The following is an 18055-nucleotide window of genomic DNA, read 5'->3' as shown; positions in this document are numbered from 1 at the left end:
CGTCGCCTATGCATCAGCCACAAGGTGCACGAAGAACAGCTCCTGCGTGACACTGTGATCGGCGTGTACAACGTTGTTTGAGTTCGCCGACGAGGGGCGCACTGCGCCGTGTCACCGGTGCGGAGGGGAGTTCACGTCCAGCGGCTACTGGACCCACAACTACCTGTACGCCTGACGCGGCTGGGCAGCGCCAAACGGCTGCCCGAATCCGGCCTCGCAGCGCCGTCAACGCACTGCTCGCGACAGCACTTCGCAACTGAGGCCAGCGTTCTGTCGCTGGGTGATCAGGCAGCACGGGATCGCATCGAGCAGCGGGAAGACCTCGACTTGGCCGGAGGAACTGCCAGCATCCGGCGCACCCTCCAGCGCACCAACTCCAGCGGCCTGACCGCCCTCCCGACCAAGACCCAGAGCTCCGAACGGCGCATAGCCCTGCCGACGCAGTGCCTGCGCTCCCTCGAACAGCATCGCTGTCGGCAACGCCAGGAACGCGAAGCAGCAGGCGAAAGTTGGCAGGACAGCGGCTACGTCTTCACCCGGCCCAATGGTGCCCGATCGAAGGGGCCACCCTCACCCGGCACTTCACCCCTGTTCCTTCTCGGAGTGGCAGGTGACGAGGGTGGCGTCGAGGTCCAGGACCAGGCCAGGCAGGTCGCGTCGCCCGCGCGGGAGATCGTATCCCGCGCCGGGTCTCGGCGGCCTGCAGCCAGGCGATCTCCCGCGCAGCGGCGCGGGCCGTGCGCAGTGCCGCGAGTGTGGTGGTGTCGATGTCGGCCAGGACGCGCCAAGCGGTGGGGGTGAAAGCCACCGGACCGAACACCTCGCGCTGATCGCGCAGGAGGGCCAGATCGGCGATTGCCTCGCTGCCGTCGGCGAGCATCACCGCCAGGTCGACCGCCACCCGGCCCGGATCGTGGCCGGTGCCGCGCGGCCGCAACCGGCGCAGCGCGTTGGCGAAGGAGCCGCTCAGGCCCGTGGCATCGGCGAGATCGGCCAGCAGGCGGGATCCGGCGTGGCTGACCACTCCGCGACCGTCGGCCGAGACGACGAGCTTGGGACGCAACCCGGTAGTGTGCACGCATAAAGTGCCTTCCTGCTGTGGTGACAGAAGCCCTAGACAAACCTCATCATCCCAGCTCAGAAGGCACTTTCGTCTTTCCGCACAAGATCCGGACACGGCCGCAAGTGAAACGCGCAGGCTAGAACACGCCGTCCGCGAAGACGAACTGCCCCGCAACGTCGCCCGTAACGTCAAGATCACCACGCACCAGCCCAGGCGCTTCCGGCCCCTCACCGCGGCCGAAGCCCGCCAGTTCCTCGACGCAGCCCGCGCCGACCGGCTCCACGCGCTGTACAGAACTCGCCCTCCGCACCGGACTCCGCAAGGGTGAACTCCTCGGCCTCCGGTGGGAGGACCTCGACCTCAACGTAGGCACCGCCACCATCCGCCACTCGCTCCAACGCACCCGAACCGGCGGCCTCACGCATCTGCCTACCAAGACCCGCGCATCCGAACGCCGCATCGCCCTCCCGACCGAATGCATCCACTCCCTCAAGGAGCACAAACAGCAGCAGGACACGGAGCGCGAGACCGCAGGGGCAGCTTGGCAGTACAGCGGCCTCGTCTTCACCACCCCGGCCGGTCGACCTCTCGACCCGGCCAACTTCACCCGCCGCTTCCGCAGCTTCCTCGACCGGGCCGGGCTCCGGCGCATCCGCTTCCACGACCTACGACACTCGACCGCCACGCTCCTCCTGGAACAAGGCGTCGACCTCATCGTGATCAAGGAACTCCTCGGCCACGCCCACATCGGCGTCACCGCCGGCGTCTACGCCCACGTCCGACTCCGCCTCCAACGCGAAGCCATCGACGCCCTGGGCGTGACCGACGACGACCCCAATAACCCACCCGCCACAGCCGTCGTCCGCTGACGTTGCCGTCAGCGTTGCCGTCAAAGACCAGGATGCCCCTTTCTCCGCCAATCGGGAAAGGGGCATCCTGTCTCACGCTGCGACAGCACCTACGGGTGAGCTAGCTTTCGCCCAGGAACTGCAAAACTCCTTCAGGTCCGCCTGAATCGATGATCCCCTTGAAGGAATCCAGCATCGCAGCTAGACCCCCCTCCGGAATGATCACGAGATCGGGACACTGAAAATATGCCCCGCCGGAGCATTCCCCAGTCTCCTTCCATCGATCCATCACTTGCTCGATCGCGCGCAGCGTCATGAACGTGGCGCTCCACCGCGTCCCATCCGGGAGGGTGAGTTCCGCGTCAACATTCTCAACGGTTTCCTTGTCGTCCTCCGCGCCCAACATGAAGAGCGCACTGAACTGCTGGTTCTCTACGCGGTAGAGAGGGTCACTGGCCATAGAGCTGATTCAGCCTCGCAATCATCTTGGACTCGTTCGCCTTATCGGATTTCCCAACGATCTGAATCCCTCCGTCCACGTTCCGGAAGAACAGGCGACCGCCGTTCCTTCCTCGCGCGTAGGTGACATCAGTTCCTGCCAGCGCCTTGCTTCCGAGGCCCGGATTCATATTTCCGCGTGACAGCTGCTGGAACAGGGTGTCCAGGTCAGCCTGCACCTTCTGGTTCTTCCCCGCCTGCTGCGCGGCCTTCAACAGCGCCGAATCCTCACTAGCGGTGCTGCCTCGTCAGCGTTCGAGCGACAACGCGCGGCACCAGGCGATCGGCCTGCATATACGGTCGCAGTAGTGTCAGGTCCCACGAGGCGTGCAGCTCCTCGGCCTTCCCTGTCAGATAGAGCGGGGCTGTGCCGAAGACGCCCGCCGCCAGGCGGGCTTGTCCGGGCTCCATGGTGAGTTCGACGAAGTCGGCCTCGTCCCGCTTGCACTCCTTCACCCGGACCCGTACGCGCGGCGCTTGGTCGTCGTTGACCTCCATGACCAGAGTGGACACGTTTACGGGCTCGATCCAGCTCTCGCCGTTGTTCCAACGGCCGCCCTGCGATCTCCGCTTGGGCTCCTGGAGATCAGCCAGGCGCAGACGCATCGACAGCATGTCGTCCCTTTCCGATGTCGTGCGGCGGGGCGGAGCCGCGAACGGCCCCGCCCCGCCTGGCGTCAGCCCTGGATCACTTGCTGCAGTGGTCGCCGTTGTTGTCGCCACCGCCCGGCATCTTGTCGAGCAGCGCGGCCTCGACGGCCGGGACGCCAGTGATCAGATCGCCGGTGAACAGCTCGTCCACGTTCATCGTTTTCTCCCTTACGGTTTTCAGTGGACTCCGCGACGGATGCTGCGGAGTTGGACCCGTCCGGCTGCCGGACCCTTGCGAAGAAGGCAGCCGGACGGGGTGCCCACCGCTTCCGACGGCGGGCCCTCCCTCATCACAGGTGGGGAGCCTGGATGCGTGACGGGGAGGAGTCAGGCGGGTGTGGATGCGGCGGCGACGCCCAGGACGAAGCCGACCGATCCCGAGATGGTGATGATCAGGAGTGGTCCGGCGTAGTGGCCGACGGCTGCGGCTAACCGGTTCACAGCCGCTCTCCGCGGCTGCGCTGATTGGCCTCGCGTACTGCGACGCTCAGCTTCTCCGCACCGTACTGGGGCGTGGCACTGCCGTGCTGCGGGCAGAGACACGGCGAGAACCGGTTCGAACCCGGCGGCAGGTCCGCGCCCTGGGAGGTGTCGATCCTCAACACCCCGTCCATGCCTCGCTCCTCGGTCATCCGGGCCAGACGGGCCCGTGCTTCGCTTCTCATCCCTCAGCCCTTCAGACGACGGCTGCGGCGAGGACTCGCCGTTGCCTGCTGCCTCTACGCAACCGCACGACCACGCTCAGCGGTACCGTTGCCGCAGCGCCAGGACTTGAAAGCCTTGAAAGTTCGCAAGGTCACGGGGAGTTGAGGGCATGGCCAAGCGTGAACCGAACGGGGCGCTCGGGCGCCTGCTCACCGAGAGCCGCTGGACTCACCGCCAGTTCGCGCGGGCGGTGAACCGCGTCGGTACCGAGACCGGAATCCCCCTGCGCTATGACGAGTCGGCGGTGAGTCACTGGCTCGGGGGCACCGTCCCTCGCGGCGCGGTGCGCGGATGCATCCTCGAAGCTCTCTCCCGCCGCCTTGGCCGACCCGTCACCCATGCCGAGGCCGGGCTACCGGTTCCACGCGATCGCTCCTCCGCGGCTGCGGATACCGTGGAAGGGGTGATCGACCTGGGGAGACAGGATATGGACCCGTCCCGCCGCAGTGTCCTGGGTGCCGGCCTGTTCTCCGTGGCCGTCACCATTCCCGGCTGGCCTGATGTGGTCGGGCGTGCCGATGCCATTCGGTCCGGCCGCACGAGTCGCATCGGCATGAACGAAGTGGACATGGTCGTTGCCATGACCGAGCGTGTCTCGGAGCTGGACGATGAGTTCGGCGGCCGTCACGCACGCCCTATGGCGGCCTCGTTCATGGTCAACACTGTGGCCTCGTACCTGCGCGCTGACGCGCCTGAGGATGTACGCAAGGCGATGCTGTCCGCCGCCTCGGACCTTCTCTACTTGACCGGCTACATGGCCGTGGACGAAGGTCTGCACGGTCTCGCGCAGCGCTACTACGTCAAGGCTCTGGAGCTGGCGGGCGCTGCCGAGGACCACCTGACGTACTGCACCACCCTGCGGGGCATGAGCGTCCAGGCGGTCGACGTCCGCCACGGGGCGAAGGCTATGGAGTTGGCCGATGCCGCTGCCGCGGCTTCCCCGAAAGCCGGCCCTCGGATGCTGGCCTTCCGCGTCGGCCAGCAGGCGCACGCCGCCGCGCAGACCGGCGACCGTGCGGGCGCGCTGCGCTACATCCGGGAGGCCGAGGCGGCCATGGACCGTGCCGAGTCACGCGGCAAGGCGTTCGGCTCGTATGACCCCTCTTCGCTCAACTACCACGTCAGCCAGGTGCGTTACGAACTCGGTGACAAGGCCGGAGCCGTCGAAGCCATGCAACAAGCGGACCGGCTCCGCCCCAGCGCGTACCAGCGCACACGAGTACACCGTCGCGGACTGCTGGCCGAGAGGCAGCTGGAACTCGGCCACCTGGAGGCGGCCTGCGTCACCTGGCACCAGGCCCTCGACGACTACCCCAAGGTGCAGTCCGGCCGCGCCGACGAGCGCGTGAAGGCGATGTTCGGTCTCTTGCGCCCTCATCTGAAGAACGCAACGGCGCTCGACCTGTACGACCGAGCACGGACGATCGCACCACCGTCGCTGGTCACCTGATCCCCGTCGCTCCTTCACGCTCAGCCACAGAAAGTCAGCCACGACGGCGGGTGCGCCGACAGATCACCCGCCACGTGTGCTTCCAGCAACCCCGCACCGGCCTCAACCACGCCTCTTCCTTCCGTCACAGCATCCGCCCCGCTCCGGCCTGGCCGCTCGGCGCGGGATGGGCTGCTCGATCTGTGGCTTCGCCTGTGACCCACGCCGACGAAGATCGATCGCGGCCTTCGGTTGCCGAGCCTGACGTGGTGCTGTGCGGCGTTCGGCGGAGTCGGCCTGCCGGTGCCGCTGCGGTTGCTTCCGGGATCGGAGTCGGCTCGCTTGCCTGCCACTGCGCGCCGAGTGGCCGGTGGGCGTCGCCAGCGGGGCGGCAGACAGGAGCGGGCGGCGGTCACAGGCCGCCGACGCGCGGCGGCCCGCGCAAGCGGGACGCCCTTCTTGATCAAGTAAAGAAACTCTGAACAGCTCACCACTGGTCGATCTGTGAGGCTGTCGATCAGGTGCGCTGCTGCCGGCGTTTCCTCGACTCGGCCAGTGCGGCCTCCAGCTTCTGGCTCGGCGACACGTCCGGATCGGTGTCGTCGTCATGGAGGGGTGGCAGGAACAGGCCGCGTCGGCTCTTCGCGCGTTTTACCTTCCGGCGCTCGTTGAAGACTCGCTGATGCTCCTCGCGGATCGTGACCCATCGCCGGTCCAGCTCCGCTTCCCGCTCCAGCAACTCGTCATCGCTGAGGTCGGCGAACTCGGCGGCAGCCGCACGGGCCTCGCGGGCGATCTCGTCTCGCAGCAGGTAGTTCGTGATCGGCCCGTGGTGCTTGCCCGGCTCCGGGGCCTGGCGCACGAAGACACCGCGCCCCTTGACCGCGTACACAAGTCCTGCCTGCTTGAGGCTCCGGTAGGCGTTCTGCGCGGTGGAGTCTCGGCTTTCGGGGCCACTTCTCCACCAAGTCCCGCTCCTACTCGACCACCCTGGGCGCGCTGCGCGCCGCCCGCCGCGCCTGGCGCACCGAACAGGCCCGCGCCCACGCCGGCCTGCCCGAGCCCGACCCGGACACCACGCTGGTCGTCGGCCAGTGGGACTACCTCGGCTCGGGATACAGCCCCGGCGGTGCGCTCCTCGCCGCCCACGTCTGGCACCGCAGGGAACTGGAACGGCAGTTCGCAGCCGAAGGGGGCTGCTGATGGCCTCGCCCCCGACCACCGTCCCCTGTGCGGAGGCGGCACCGGCGCTCGATCTACTCACGGTCCCCCAGGTGATGGCCCGCCTCCAGCTCGGCCGCTCCGCCGTCTACGACCTGCTCCGCACCCGCCAGCTCGCCTCGCTCACCCTCGGCCGCGCCCGCCGCATCCCCGCCCACGCCCTCACCGACTTCATCCGCACCCGCCTCGAACAGGAAGCCGCCTAATGACCACGCCCCGAGACAACCCCGCCTCCCGCCGCGTGCGCGCCAACGGCGACGGAACCGTCTACCAGCGCAAGGACGGCCGCTGGGAAGCCGCCGGATACGTCCTCGCCCCCGGCAACACCCGCCGCCGCATCCGTGTCTACGGCACCACCCGCAAGGAAGCCCTGGCCAAACTCACCGAGAAGATCGCCGCCAGCAACCGCGGCCTTCCTGTCCCCTCCGCGCAGGGCAGCGTGGCCGCGTACCTGACGTACTGGCTGGAGAACGTCGCCGTACACCACCTCCGCGAGAACACCCACACCCGCTACACCGCCTGCGTCAGCCGCTACCTCAACCCCGGCCTCGGCAAGAAGAAGCTCACCAAGCTCACCGCCAAGGACGTCCGCACCTGGCTCAACCAGCTCCGCACCACCTGCCAGTGCTGCACGCGCGGCATCGACGCCCGGCGCGACCAGCCCCGCTGCTGCGCCGCCGGCCAGTGCTGCCACAAGCTGCTCTCCCCGCTGACACTCACCTACATCCACTCCGTGCTCAAGTCCGCCCCGGAGCACGCCGTACGCGAAGAGGAGATCTCGCGCAACGTCGCCCGCAATGTCCGCACCGACACCCCACGTCCCCGACGCTTCGAACCCCTCACCGCCGACGAAGCCCGCCAGGTCCTCACAGCCGCAGGAGGTCGCCGGCTGCACGCGCTGTTCGAACTCGCCCTCCACACCGGACTGCGCAAGGGCGAACTCCTCGGCCTGCGCTGGGAAGATCTCGACCTCGACCGGGGCACCGCCGCCATCCGCCGCACCCTTCAGCGGACCGCCGCAGGCGGGCTCACCACGCTGCCCACCAAGACCCGGGCCTCCGAACGCCGCATCGCCCTCCCCACACGGTGTCTCCAGTCCCTGAAGCTTCACCGCGAGCAGCAGCAGCGCGAACGTGAGGCCGCGGGCACCACGTGGCAGCACAGCGGGCACGTGTTCACCACTGCGCAGGGCACACCGATCGACCCGACCAACCTCACCCGCGCCTTCACCACGCTCCTCCGCAAGGCCGGCCTCCGCCGCATCCGCTTCCACGACCTCAGGCACTCGACCGCCACCCTGCTCCTGGAACAGGGCGTCGAACTCGTTGTGATCAAGGAACTCCTCGGCCACGCCCACATCGGGGTCACCGCCACCGTCTACGCACACGTCCGACTCCGCCTCCAGCGAGACGCCATCGACACCCTCGGCACCGCGCTCGGCAACCCGCAGACCACCGAGACGGGCAACGGCAACAGCGACGAACCGCCGCCCTGCCCCGTCCCCGTCCGCTGACGTTGCCGTCAACTACTGCCGTCACCCCACTCAGACGCCCCGCCAGGCACCGCCCGGCGGGGCGTCAAATTTGCTTGCACATATTCATGAAGAATGAAAGTCAGCAAATAGTGACATCTATGCGAAATTCGCGCATAACCTCCATGACCGAGTCCAGAAAATCGCGATCCAGCGACTCCTCGGACGCCTGAAAATTTCGCCAAACGATCTTCACCGGAGGCCCCTCTCTGAAACTCGAAGAAATACATTCAGCCAGGGCGTCAAGATTTGACCCAAAGTACCCACCAGGACCATTAACCGCCTCACCCAGTGCGCAGAAGAATCCCGACTTCGTGGAGATTTGGGCGCCATCCAAATGTGCGACGTCATCGACTCCATAGCGGGCGGCCCTGTGATTCGAGGTAAACCAAGCGTTCTGGACAACATGGAGCCAGGCACGGTGGTGACTCGTCGGCCATTGAAGCCATTCTCCCTTCTCCATCGCGACTTCCGATGCCCAGCGTCGCCAGATTTTTGCAGCACCGGGATACTCGCAGCGATTACCAAAGAACCGATACAGGACGCTCGAAATTTTACCGTCTGACGATTCTGCGCTGACATCGCCGAGCACAACCCGGCCGATGAAGTACTCGCCAATCTTTTCCCGTCGACGATTAAAAATCTCCAGTACTGCGTCTTCAGTCCTTCGCCGACCCCTGTTAACCTCATGAGCCCTCAGGAATACCACTTCCGGCGTTTCCTCCTCCGGGTCGACAAAAAAACCCTCCACCTCTTCGGCTGCGACGAGTACGTCTCCAGACTCATCATCGGCCACCACATACAGCGGGAAATCCGCCTCAATCACCATAGACAATTCACCAGTCATGCTTGACCCCTAACCGGAGCTGGCGCGGCGACACCGAAGTGTCACCGCGCCAGTTAACGAATAAGGCTACTAATTCCACCCCGAGTCAGGGAAGTGGGGTGCACTGAAGCATTGAATCTTCGTGTAATGCGTGGATGTCCAACCGTACACCTTGACGCCGTTGGGCAACTCCTTTTCCAGGATCCTGTCGGTTTCCGGCCTACCAGGCACGCGGTATTCCTTAGATCCCGCCCACCACGGAAGTTCGCGCCCTGAATAGGTGTCGTGCGAAGGAATCCGCCCTGCCTTCACGTCGTCGTAGGCCGAAGCGATCTTGTTGTTCATCCCCCTGGGCAGGGGGTCCGACAACCTCCCAGTGGGGCAGCCATTGCTGTTGTGAACGAGGACCGGTGTAGCCCCTGCCAGCACATAGTACGTGTGCAGGCCCTGCACGGTGAGGTTGTACGTGCGTGCGCGCTTGGTGAATGACCGGTTGGCGGTGACGATGACGGTGGTGCCGTCGTCGGTGCGCAGGGTCATGCCGGGCCGGAGTTTGCCGGCGGGGATCCAGTCACGCTGAGAGGGAGACCAGAAGGAGTGTTCGTGTGTTGCGGTGAGCTTCTCGATGCCGTTCTTGGTGGCGATGGACAGCTCGTTGAAGTGCTTGTCGTTGTCGGTGACGATGCGGCGGGTGACCCGCTTGGAGACGGTCCTACCGGTTTCGGGATCGGTGGCGCGGACCTTGTCTCCGACCTTGATGTCCTCGATGTCCTTGGTCTTGCCGTTGGCCATCAGGACGTCGGTGCCGGCGAGGAAGCACTTGCATCCCTTTTTGAGGACCTTGCTTATCCAGCCTTCGACGGCCTTGGCACCCTTCCTCTTCAGCGAGTCGGGGACCAGCTTGAAGACCTTGCCCAGGGGGAGGTCCGTGCCGGCAATAAGGCAACTTGGGACGCCTGAGCCGGAAAGGCAGTCCTTCCAGGCTGTCGGGTCGGGCAGGAAGGTGGTGGCGAGAACCTTGAAGACCGTTTTCTGAGGCTTGAGGTTGTAGGCCTTGAAGCGGATGGTCTTCCCGAGAGCCGGAAGGTCGCTGCCCATCTTGACGACGGTGTGGAGGTCTCCCGTCGAGGTGTAGACGTAGTGGGTCTCCTCGTGGTGGTAGCGCCAGGTGCCGTCGCCGTTCGGTGTCATCCAGTCCCGGTAGGTGTCGCCGCCGTCGCTGCAGCCGTACTCGCAGGCGGTGATGGGCCGAAGGCCGTCGGGGTCGCTGAAGGTGACGGGTGAGTTGTTGGCGTAGCCGTAGCCGTTGAGGGACTGGTGCTGGTCGAGGGTCAGGATCGGGTCGACGCTGAGGAACTGCCCGATGGCCGGGTCGTATTCTCGGGCGCCTATGTGGGTCAGGTGCAGCGCGTAGCAATGGCCGCCAGGCCTTCACCGACGGCGTCGGTCTGCTTGTCCTCCCCCAAACTGCTCCGCATTCAGGTCCGCCTGGTGCCCGTACGTGCTCATGTCCGCCACGCTGTGGCCCTCCCCCGTCACAGTGGCGGCACGTTCGCGGCGGAGTGGCTCGCCATCAGCCAAACACTGGTCCCTGCCAACATGGGTTACCGCCCCGACTCACCCCGTCAACCAGGCGCAGGCGAGCTCGCGCCGTACCCGGTGTGCAGTCAAGAAAGGAGTGAGTACGGAAGTCCGCTCTCGATCAGGAAGACGCCGGCCATTTCCGCTTCGCTGACGATGCGCTCAACCATGATGCCCGCTTTCTCTTGGTACTTGATGCACTCCGTGAAGTTGAGTGACCGATAGATGATCACGTATTGCCACGGGTGGCTGCCGGGTGGGCCCTCGTCAAGGTCCCGCCCTTGTCGATCAGCCGCGTCGAGTTCTTGGCGCTTCGCCTTGGTCAGCCCACGTCGATAGAGGTAGCCCTTGTCCAGCCGTCCCTCGTCAGGATCCACCGAGTCTGGAGCTCGGGAAAGCTCGTGCTGGATCACGTGGAGCAACTGTAAGCGGACGTCTAAGTCCAACTGGGCGGCGTCTCGCAGGGCTCGCCTGCTGAACCAGAAGGGTATGGGCACCCCTCAGTTATAGCCCAGTCACAGCGTGTCGTGGATAGGGAAGTCAACTACCCAGGCCCAGCTCCCGCAAGGCGTCTGCGCCACTGACCGCATCGTCCTGCGCTTGATCGCTGTCCGGGAGTTGCAGAGCCAGCTTCCGAAGCGAGATGGCCTCGACCTGGGCGCCCTCGAGGGGCTGGATGAGGGCGACGAACCGCCCGTGCTTCGTGACGATCGCGGGCTGGTTCTGATCGTTCAACTCCCGCATGATCCGGCTGGCACTGTTGGCCAACTCTCTCATCGTCACGATGCGCGCGTTCGCAACACCGAGTGTGGGCATGACGGCTACCTCCTTCCAGGAGAATGTACCTACAATTATGCCCACAACAGTAGTCCATCGTGTAGCTACATTGAGCCAATCGTGCCCGCCGCCACCCTTGCCAACACCTCTGGAGGGCCTCCATGGCCGCATCGGAACCCGCTGAGGCCGCTCCTGACCCCGTCAGCGAAGACCATGGAACCTCCGTTCGGTCCGCAGCACGCTGGATGGTCAGCGCGTTCGCTGCCATCGGGACCCTGCTGGTGGCAGGACTGCAGCTGCAGGCCGTGACAAAGGTGGAAGACGGCAACTACTTGTCTGTCGCGCTGGGGGCGGCTGTGGTGGCTCTGATAGCGACGGGCTTCCTCATCGTGCAGGCCTCAAGGGTGCTGATCGCTCCAGCACTGAACTGGGGCGATCTGTGCGAGCGTGAGGTGAAGGCACAGATCGCCCAGGCCCAGGCCTCGACGATCCAAGCGGCCGGGCCCTCGACAGACGCCGACGACCTGCTTCGAGAACTCGTCGCCAACACCCAGAACCTTCCCGCCCCGCTCACCTACCCCACTGAGCTGCGCAAAGAGCTCAGGATCGCCCGCCAAGGCCTGAAGCAGAGCCCAGGCGACACCGCTCTGAGCGAGCGGATACAAGAGCTGGAGGAGACAGCCGATCTGTGCATCCGGCTGGCGAATGCCTGGCAGTCCCGAACTCTCTACCAGCAGCTCACGAGGAACCTGATGTCCGCCGGTCTCCTCATCGCCGCGTGCCTGGCAGTCTTCGTTTGGGCCTCGAACCCACCAGAAGAACCACCCAAGATAACCAGGCCAACCCCGGTCCGGGTGTACATCAACGGTTCAGCCCTGCAGCTCAGAAGCGCGGGCATCGACGAGGCGTGTGCCCAGGAGACCCTGCGTGGCACTGCAGTGGACGGCGACCTGAGCAACCCTCAGGTCGTGACCGCACCGAAGAACGGGTGTCCTGCTCAGCACTTCACAGTGACGGGGGAAATCGGCGTAGCCGTCCCGGTCCCCACCGGGTGAACGCCCGGCACCTCGCGACGAGAAGCGACCGGGGGGCTTCTGACGGCCGGTGTGACGGTGTTGTCTGGTCGTGACGTTCCGGTGAACGTCTCCACTCACCCCCGCTCGCCCTCAACGCCCCAGCCCTCCATTCACGGCTATTTGACCGCGTATCAGCAGAGCGGTAGTCAACAGCAGAAGGACAGCACCGGAGCGCTCGGTGGAAGGGATCCGGTGTGACGTGGACGCCGCCGGAACCCATGCTGAGCGCACCCGTGCCCGGGCCCGAGCTGCGGCCGGGCTGGGCGGCGGAGCCCAAGTGGGATGGTTCTCCAGACACTTGAAGTTGTCTCATCCGAGTGACATCGCGGCGTCTCCCAGCACACCTTCGACCGGCACCGAAAGACTGCACGTTGCCAGAGTGGTGACACATGCCTGTGGGGTCACGTGCAGCTGTTCTTCACCGACCAGCGAAAGGTCTGGAAGGTCGGCCAGGTCGCTGGATTGAGTCAGACGGAGCTGTCAGCTCTGTTCGCCCGGCGCCTGGTGCCTTCGGGTACGCCGATCCTGCTGGACGAAGCGATGCGCCCGGTCGAGCCGGTGTCGTCGTGGTTCCGGTCACTGGCACTGGACCGCAAGGATGCCAAGACGATGCGGTCGTACGCGTACTCCGTACTGATGCTGCTGCACTTCCTGCTGGCCCGGGAGACGGATCTGCAGTCAGTCACGGAGACAGACCTTCAGGAGTTTCGTCTATGGCGGCAGGACGCGGCGGAGGAAGTCGTCGGTGACGCCGCGTGGGACCGAGACTGGGCCGGCATCGAGTCTCTTTACCGGTATCTGATCCGGATCGGTGTCGTCGCCCGGCAGCCCTGGCGGGCGACACCCCCGGCGTGACAACCTCACCAGCGGAATCCGCCCTGACCTGCGCGTACGACACATGGAGCTTGACCAGTACCTCTACCTGCGGGACGTGGGTTTCGGAGGACTGGCTCCGGATGCCGGGCTGGATATCTCGTTCCGGGGCTGGCGGCCTCACCGAAACCGCGCCGCCTGCGAACTGGCGCTGATGACGGGGATTCGCATCCAAGAGTGGTCCACCTTGCTCCTGCCCGAGCTCGGTCTGGTGGATGGCCAGCGCCCGGCGTTCGCGGACGTCGAGCTGAAGGCTTGCGCCAAGTTCGGACGGCCGCGCTCGGTCTATGTTGCGCCGGACCCGATGGAACTGCTTGATCCCTACCTGCTGCTCGAACGTCCGGAGATCGTGGCGAAGGCCCAGCGCTCACTTCGACGGCGGCACCGAGAGCTGTTCGTGATCCAGCGGCTGGAGGCCGACGGCACGAGGGTCCGCGGGGTGCTCGACGGCCTGACGATCACGCGCACGATCAAGAACATGAAACCGGACCTGCGACGTCTGGCGGTGCGGGAGTCCGGTGACGGCCTGGATCCGCTGGCGCTGTTCATCGGTCAGGGCGGCAAAATGCTCACCTTCTCGGCTTGGGACAAGACCCGCTGGAGGGCCTGGGACCGGATAAAGGCGTGGGCCGGCGACCGGCACGCGCCGGTGCTGCCCAGACGGTGCTGGGTTTATCACGACCTTCGGCACACCTTCGCCTTGCGGCTCTTGATCTTCCTGACGCGCGAAGCCCTGAACGACGCGGAGGACCAGGGACTGCCGATGTCCACGCTGCTGGACCACATGACCGGCAATCCGCTGCTGGTGGTCCAGCGCCGCCTTGGCCATGCACACCCGTCGACCACCTACCGCTACATCCGCTACCTGAAGGACCCGATGCGGGAGGTGGATGACGCCTTCCGCGAGTGGACGGCCGCCGGCGGCGCCTCCTACATCACGATCGCCCGCAGCCTGATGGACTTGGAGGACGCCGGTCATGCCCCGACGCGGCCACTACACCCGTGATTTCCCCGCCCCTGTTCCTCGACCAGTGGCACCGGCCCGGGTCGGCGTTCGAGAGGTGTCGACGGTCGACGGACAGGGCCGCCCTCGGACGGTGACGTTCGATCCGGCACGCTTCACCTGCGCGACGCTGGCCGGGGAACTCGCCGACGAGTGGGTGGAGTTGGTGGAGGACGCCCGTTACGGGCCGACCTCGGCGACGCACTACCGGCAGACGATCGAGGCGTTCTGCACGCACGTCGATGCCACCGTCCCCCGGCCGCACCGGGCGAGTCTGGCGGGCACCGACCCGGACCTGCACCACGCGGTGACGGAATGGGTCCGTCTGCTGCCGTCCCGGCACAGGCCCGGCTCGCGAAGTCCGGCCTGGCATGCGGGTCGGCTGAGGACACTGATCGGGCGGCGGTCGCTCCACGCCGAGCGTGTGGTCGCCGGACACTTGCACGGCTGGCTCGAAGGCGCCCTGGGATTGCGCCGGGGGGAGACCACTGAGCTGGACGAGTTCTCCCGGGCCGACAGGAAGAAGATCGTCCAGGCCGCCTGGACCGCCCGCTTGGACGTCGAGAGGCGCCTCGCCCGAGGCTGGGACCTCGCGGCCCACGGCCGCGATCCACGCGAGGGCGGCTGGACCGAGGAGGCCAACCTCCTCTGGGTGATCGCCCACGATGCCCTGAACTGCACGGAGATCAGCAAGGCCCTGCCGTCCTGGCGGGACATGCCGCCGAGCCTGCGGCAGTTGGCACCGGCCGGCACCCGCCCAGTCGCCGCGAAGGCCGCCGTTGTCAGGGGCCTGGTGAGGCAGTTGTTCCTGCACAATTCCGATCTGCAGGCTTACCGGATCTTGCTGATGGCAGCGACTGGCCGGGCCCCGGAGGAAGTGACCGCGCTTACCGAGCAGGACATCGAGTTGGGCTCCTCCAGCGTGACCATCGACTTCAGCAAGGGCCGGGCACGCGCCCGAATGCGCCAGGCGTTCAGCACACCGGAGCCGGCGAGCCCGGCTCTGCTGCACCCGGCCCGGCCCCGGCTCGATGCCGGGGAGATCTGCCGTCGGCTGCTGGAACTGAACAGGCCGCTGGCCGAGCGGTTCGGCATCTCACCTGTCCCGCTGTTCCTGCGGGCCGCGATGTTCTGGCCGCAGGTCACACCCGCCAGGCTCGACCGGGCGTCGACCTTCGCCGGCTGGCTGCGGGAGCGAGGGTTGTCAGTCGACGGCCAGCCAGACATCCGGCGCCTTCGCAAGTCCAGCAAGGTCGAGAAGGCCATCGCCTTCAAGGGCCGCGTCAGTGACATCGCCGACGACCACTCGGTCCAGACCTTCCACCGCCACTACGCGCACGGCACGACCTTGAAGATGATCGCCGGCAGCGTGATCACCACAGCACAGAGGCGCTGGCTCGACAAAGCGGTGGCTGGTCCCGTCGTGCTGGGAGAGGAAGCCGAGCAGTCCCTGGGCCAGCCGGGTTCCGCCGCCGCCCTGGGGCTGTTGGAGGAAGAGGTCGAACAGCTCCGCACTGGGCAGCTCGACATGGGCGTCTCCAGCTGCAGGGACCCCTTCGCCTCTCCCTACGGACGCGCCGGCCAGCTCTGCCCGGTCGCCCCCACCCGCTGCCTCGAATGCCGCAACGCGTTCGTGCTGCCCTCGAACCTCCCGCAGCTTCTGCTCTTCTCTGACCATCTCGAACGCCTCCAGTTGCGACTGTCGCCTCAGCTCTTCCACACGCTCTGGGGACAGAGCCGCGTGAACGTCACCGAAGCGATCAAGGCCCGCACCGACGCAGAGATCGCTCAGGCCCGCCGCCAGATCGCCGAAGGCAAGGCAGCCTTGCCTCTTCCCCTCTCGGCACACGTGGAGTTCGACGCATGATCAGCCGCCTGCCGCTCGCCCTGCCCGTCTCCGTCTTCCGGGACGACGAGCCCGTCATCCAGTCCCACCCGGTCCTGGAGGGCGCCTGTCCGCCGCTGTTCGGCAACACCGGCTGCTGGGACCTGAACGGCATCGTCCGCAGGGCCCCGAACCTGGCTGCCGCCGGCTTCCGCGTGACTTCCGCGAGTTGGACCCTCAGTGGAATCTCCTGGCTCGGGAGATGGCCATGATCTGGTTCAACCCGCGCCACCCAGCCGTACTCGCCCGCGGGCTGCATCTTCCGCCCGACCCGGTGGCACCGCACACGGTTTCCCAGCGCATCGGACACCTGCGAGCCTTGCACGCCTACGGTGTCTCCCGGCAGCTTGCCCCATGGGTCGGCGACTGGAGCGACGACGACTTCAAGACCTACATCGAGCACCGCTGTCAGCAGGGGGAAGCGGCCAGCGCCACCGGACACGTCCATGTGATCAAGACCCTGCACCGTTTCCGGGGAACATTGGCCAGCAGCGGGCTGGCACGTGATCCCTGGCCCGACAGGAGCACGAACGCCGTCGTCGACCACCCCACCGTCCCCGAACTGAAGACCCCTGTGATCAGGCCGGAGACTTGGTTCCCGCTTGTCCGCGCTGCATGGACCTACATCAACGACTTCGGCCCCGACATCCTGCGCGCACTCGATTACTGGCACCGTCTTCAGGCCGAAGCCCACCCGCTGTCCACGGCCGAGGCGGACACCCGCTTCACCGCGTGGGTCGCCGATCCCGGCAACAAGGTCCCAGTGCACCAGCTCACGGGGAGACTGACGGTGAACTGGCAGCTGCTGACCTTCCTGATCGGTTTCGAGTCCCGCAAGATGGCCTTCTTCACCAAGCAGAACCGCGCCGGCCTGGCCCGCCGGGCCACCGCCGAACGGCTCGTTGCCGAGGGCCGCATCCGCACCAGTCTGATCGACGGACTGCGGGAGGTGACCAGGGAGGACGACAGCCGCGGCCCCTGGCACGACAGTCTCCAACCCCGCGAACTCGCAATCGAATGCCTGGCCCTGCGCAATGCCTGCTATGTCTTCGTCGCCGCGCTGTCGATGATGCGTGACTGCGAGATCCGCGAGATCACCAAAGATGCTCTCACCGAGTACTTCGGCACCCCAGCAGTGAAGTCGGTCAAACGCAAGCTCGATCCCGACCTGCCCACCGCCCACTGGTGGATCATCACACCGGTTGCGCAGGCCATCGAAACCGCCATGCACCTGTCGATGAACGACACCCTCGCCTTCGCGGGGGTCACTCCGCGAGCTTCCACGGCAATGGCTTCACCAGCCAGACCGCTATCACATGCTTCATCAAGCACGTCAACCGTCACCGGAGAATCACCGGTCTTGCCGAGATCCCTCCCAGCAAGGTCACCCCGCACATGTTCCGCCGGACCATGGCCATGCTCACCCGCGACTACCCCGGATCGGAAATCGCCGTCGGCATGCAGCTCAAGCACGCAGCCACCCGAGCCCTGGCCAATCGCTGGACCCAGGGCTACATGGATCACGACCCCTCCTGGGCCCGCCTCCTCACCACCGCCATCGCCGAACGTCGGTTCCAACGGCTGAGGGACCTTTTCGACGCCGACAGCCGCGGCGAGGCTATCGGCTTCGGGCCCGGCGCTGACCAGATGCGTTTGGCCTTCGCTGCCGTCCGGGAGAAGGCCGAAGCCCTCCGAGCGACTGGGAAGGCCCAACGAGGGGACATTCGCGTCGAACACGGCCTTCTCAAACGCACGCACCTGTCGATCCGGTTCGGAAAACTCAACCACTGCACCCTGGACGAGAACAACCCCGTCGGCGCGAAGTGCCTCGAAGACGCCATCGTGCCCCCAGGACACCGAGGGCCACTGATCGACCGCTGTCAGCCTGCACGCTGCAGCAACAGCATCATCGCCCTGGAGCACCTGCCAATCTGGCGGGCCGAGCACGCCTCCCTGACCAAACTGCGGAGTCTCCCCACACTCCCGGCGAACCGCAGAGCCCTGATTGACCAGCAGATCCGCGACATCGAGGTCGCGCTCACCAAGTCGGGGGAAACATGACCGCCCCTGCCCGGCCCGGCCCCTCAC

18 protein-coding genes and 4 pseudogenes are annotated in these 18055 nt (G+C 66.2%); 12 read left to right on the top strand and 10 right to left on the bottom strand.

The window, feature by feature from the left end; all coding sequences use genetic code 11:
* Nucleotides 1–591: 591 nt before the first annotated feature.
* A pseudogene (locus ACIBBH_RS28765) lies at nucleotides 592–1108 on the bottom strand (transposase); the annotation flags it as partial.
* A 91-nt stretch (nucleotides 1109–1199) separates the two neighbouring features.
* Here ACIBBH_RS28765 and ACIBBH_RS28760 point away from each other — a divergent pair.
* Nucleotides 1200–1932, top strand: a pseudogene (locus ACIBBH_RS28760) (tyrosine-type recombinase/integrase); the annotation flags it as partial.
* A gap of 100 nt (nucleotides 1933–2032) precedes the next feature.
* Here the strand turns inward: ACIBBH_RS28760 and ACIBBH_RS28755 are convergent.
* The 4 genes from ACIBBH_RS28755 to ACIBBH_RS28740 all read right to left on the bottom strand — a co-directional run bounded on the left by ACIBBH_RS28755 (nucleotide 2033) and on the right by ACIBBH_RS28740 (nucleotide 3725).
* Entirely contained in the window at nucleotides 2033–2371 is a 339-nt protein-coding gene (locus ACIBBH_RS28755) for a hypothetical protein (protein WP_399409492.1), read from the bottom strand.
* Complete coding sequence (locus ACIBBH_RS28750) at nucleotides 2361–2624, bottom strand: hypothetical protein (protein WP_399409490.1); 264 nt, start codon at nucleotides 2622–2624, stop codon at nucleotides 2361–2363. The genes ACIBBH_RS28755 and ACIBBH_RS28750 overlap by 11 nt, the downstream gene beginning before the upstream one ends.
* Before the next feature lie 16 nt (nucleotides 2625–2640).
* Nucleotides 2641–3024, bottom strand: coding sequence for a hypothetical protein (locus tag ACIBBH_RS28745; RefSeq protein ID WP_399409488.1), 384 nt, complete (start codon nucleotides 3022–3024; stop codon nucleotides 2641–2643).
* Nucleotides 3025–3497: 473 nt separating this feature from the next.
* The gene (locus tag ACIBBH_RS28740; RefSeq protein ID WP_399409486.1) at nucleotides 3498–3725 is read right to left on the bottom strand and encodes a hypothetical protein; all 228 of its coding nucleotides are present in this window, start codon (nucleotides 3723–3725) and stop codon (nucleotides 3498–3500) included.
* A 149-nt stretch (nucleotides 3726–3874) separates the two neighbouring features.
* Between ACIBBH_RS28740 and ACIBBH_RS28735 the strand changes: the two genes are divergently transcribed.
* Nucleotides 3875–5215, top strand: a complete 1341-nt coding sequence (locus ACIBBH_RS28735; protein WP_399409484.1) for a tol-pal system YbgF family protein — start codon at nucleotides 3875–3877, stop codon at nucleotides 5213–5215.
* Nucleotides 5216–5711: 496 nt separating this feature from the next.
* Here the strand turns inward: ACIBBH_RS28735 and ACIBBH_RS28730 are convergent, their stop codons facing one another.
* Nucleotides 5712–6086: a hypothetical protein gene (locus ACIBBH_RS28730; protein WP_399409482.1), complete on the bottom strand. Its 375-nt coding sequence runs from the start codon at nucleotides 6084–6086 to the stop codon at nucleotides 5712–5714.
* 38 nt (nucleotides 6087–6124) lie between these two features.
* On the opposite strand from ACIBBH_RS28730, the pseudogene ACIBBH_RS28725 reads away from it, so the two are divergent.
* The 3 genes and pseudogenes from ACIBBH_RS28725 to ACIBBH_RS28715 all read left to right on the top strand — a co-directional run.
* Nucleotides 6125–6397, top strand: a pseudogene (locus ACIBBH_RS28725) (replication initiator); the annotation flags it as partial.
* On the top strand, nucleotides 6397–6621 hold the full coding sequence (locus ACIBBH_RS28720; RefSeq protein WP_399409480.1) for a helix-turn-helix domain-containing protein: 225 nt from the start codon (nucleotides 6397–6399) through the stop codon (nucleotides 6619–6621). The pseudogene ACIBBH_RS28725 and the gene ACIBBH_RS28720, both read left to right, overlap by 1 nt.
* The gene (locus ACIBBH_RS28715; RefSeq protein WP_399409478.1) at nucleotides 6621–7928 is read left to right on the top strand and encodes a tyrosine-type recombinase/integrase; all 1308 of its coding nucleotides are present in this window, start codon (nucleotides 6621–6623) and stop codon (nucleotides 7926–7928) included. Before ACIBBH_RS28720 ends, ACIBBH_RS28715 begins: the two co-directional genes overlap by 1 nt.
* Before the next feature lie 100 nt (nucleotides 7929–8028).
* Here ACIBBH_RS28715 and ACIBBH_RS28710 read toward each other — a convergent pair whose 3' ends face one another.
* The 4 genes and pseudogenes from ACIBBH_RS28710 to ACIBBH_RS28695 form a co-directional block, all read right to left on the bottom strand.
* Nucleotides 8029–8793, bottom strand: a complete 765-nt coding sequence (locus ACIBBH_RS28710) for a barstar family protein (protein WP_399409476.1) — start codon at nucleotides 8791–8793, stop codon at nucleotides 8029–8031.
* 360 nt (nucleotides 8794–9153) lie between these two features.
* Nucleotides 9154–10173, bottom strand: a pseudogene (locus ACIBBH_RS28705) (polymorphic toxin-type HINT domain-containing protein); the annotation flags it as partial.
* Between the two features lie 266 nt (nucleotides 10174–10439).
* Nucleotides 10440–10766 carry a hypothetical protein gene (locus ACIBBH_RS28700; protein ID WP_399409474.1) on the bottom strand — a complete coding sequence of 109 codons (327 nt, stop codon included), beginning with the start codon at nucleotides 10764–10766 and terminating at the stop codon, nucleotides 10440–10442.
* Nucleotides 10767–10893: 127 nt separating this feature from the next.
* The gene (locus tag ACIBBH_RS28695; RefSeq protein WP_399409472.1) at nucleotides 10894–11169 is read right to left on the bottom strand and encodes a hypothetical protein; all 276 of its coding nucleotides are present in this window, start codon (nucleotides 11167–11169) and stop codon (nucleotides 10894–10896) included.
* A 122-nt stretch (nucleotides 11170–11291) separates the two neighbouring features.
* On the opposite strand from ACIBBH_RS28695, the gene ACIBBH_RS28690 reads away from it, so the two are divergent.
* From ACIBBH_RS28690 to ACIBBH_RS28660, 7 genes are all read left to right on the top strand, one after another.
* On the top strand, nucleotides 11292–12185 hold the full coding sequence (locus tag ACIBBH_RS28690; protein WP_399409470.1) for a hypothetical protein: 894 nt from the start codon (nucleotides 11292–11294) through the stop codon (nucleotides 12183–12185).
* 483 nt (nucleotides 12186–12668) lie between these two features.
* Complete coding sequence (locus tag ACIBBH_RS28685) at nucleotides 12669–13061, top strand: site-specific integrase (RefSeq protein ID WP_399409468.1); 393 nt, start codon at nucleotides 12669–12671, stop codon at nucleotides 13059–13061.
* A 43-nt stretch (nucleotides 13062–13104) separates the two neighbouring features.
* Nucleotides 13105–14085 (top strand): hypothetical protein, encoded by a 981-nt coding sequence (locus ACIBBH_RS28680; protein WP_399409466.1) that lies wholly within the window; start codon nucleotides 13105–13107, stop codon nucleotides 14083–14085.
* A 91-nt stretch (nucleotides 14086–14176) separates the two neighbouring features.
* On the top strand, nucleotides 14177–15949 hold the full coding sequence (locus ACIBBH_RS28675; RefSeq protein WP_399409464.1) for a hypothetical protein: 1773 nt from the start codon (nucleotides 14177–14179) through the stop codon (nucleotides 15947–15949).
* On the top strand, nucleotides 15946–16179 hold the full coding sequence (locus ACIBBH_RS28670) for a hypothetical protein (RefSeq protein ID WP_399409462.1): 234 nt from the start codon (nucleotides 15946–15948) through the stop codon (nucleotides 16177–16179). Before ACIBBH_RS28675 ends, ACIBBH_RS28670 begins: the two co-directional genes overlap by 4 nt.
* Nucleotides 16176–17552 carry a hypothetical protein gene (locus ACIBBH_RS28665; RefSeq protein ID WP_399409460.1) on the top strand — a complete coding sequence of 459 codons (1377 nt, stop codon included), beginning with the start codon at nucleotides 16176–16178 and terminating at the stop codon, nucleotides 17550–17552. The genes ACIBBH_RS28670 and ACIBBH_RS28665 overlap by 4 nt, the downstream gene beginning before the upstream one ends.
* Complete coding sequence (locus ACIBBH_RS28660; RefSeq protein ID WP_399409458.1) at nucleotides 17483–18028, top strand: hypothetical protein; 546 nt, start codon at nucleotides 17483–17485, stop codon at nucleotides 18026–18028. The genes ACIBBH_RS28665 and ACIBBH_RS28660 overlap by 70 nt, the downstream gene beginning before the upstream one ends.
* Nucleotides 18029–18055 lie beyond the last annotated feature (27 nt).

It is taken from the genome of Streptomyces sp. NPDC051636 (assembly GCF_044453765.1).
GTDB lineage: Bacteria > Actinomycetota > Actinomycetes > Streptomycetales > Streptomycetaceae > Streptomyces.
This window is presented reverse-complemented; position numbering and strand designations above follow the sequence as displayed.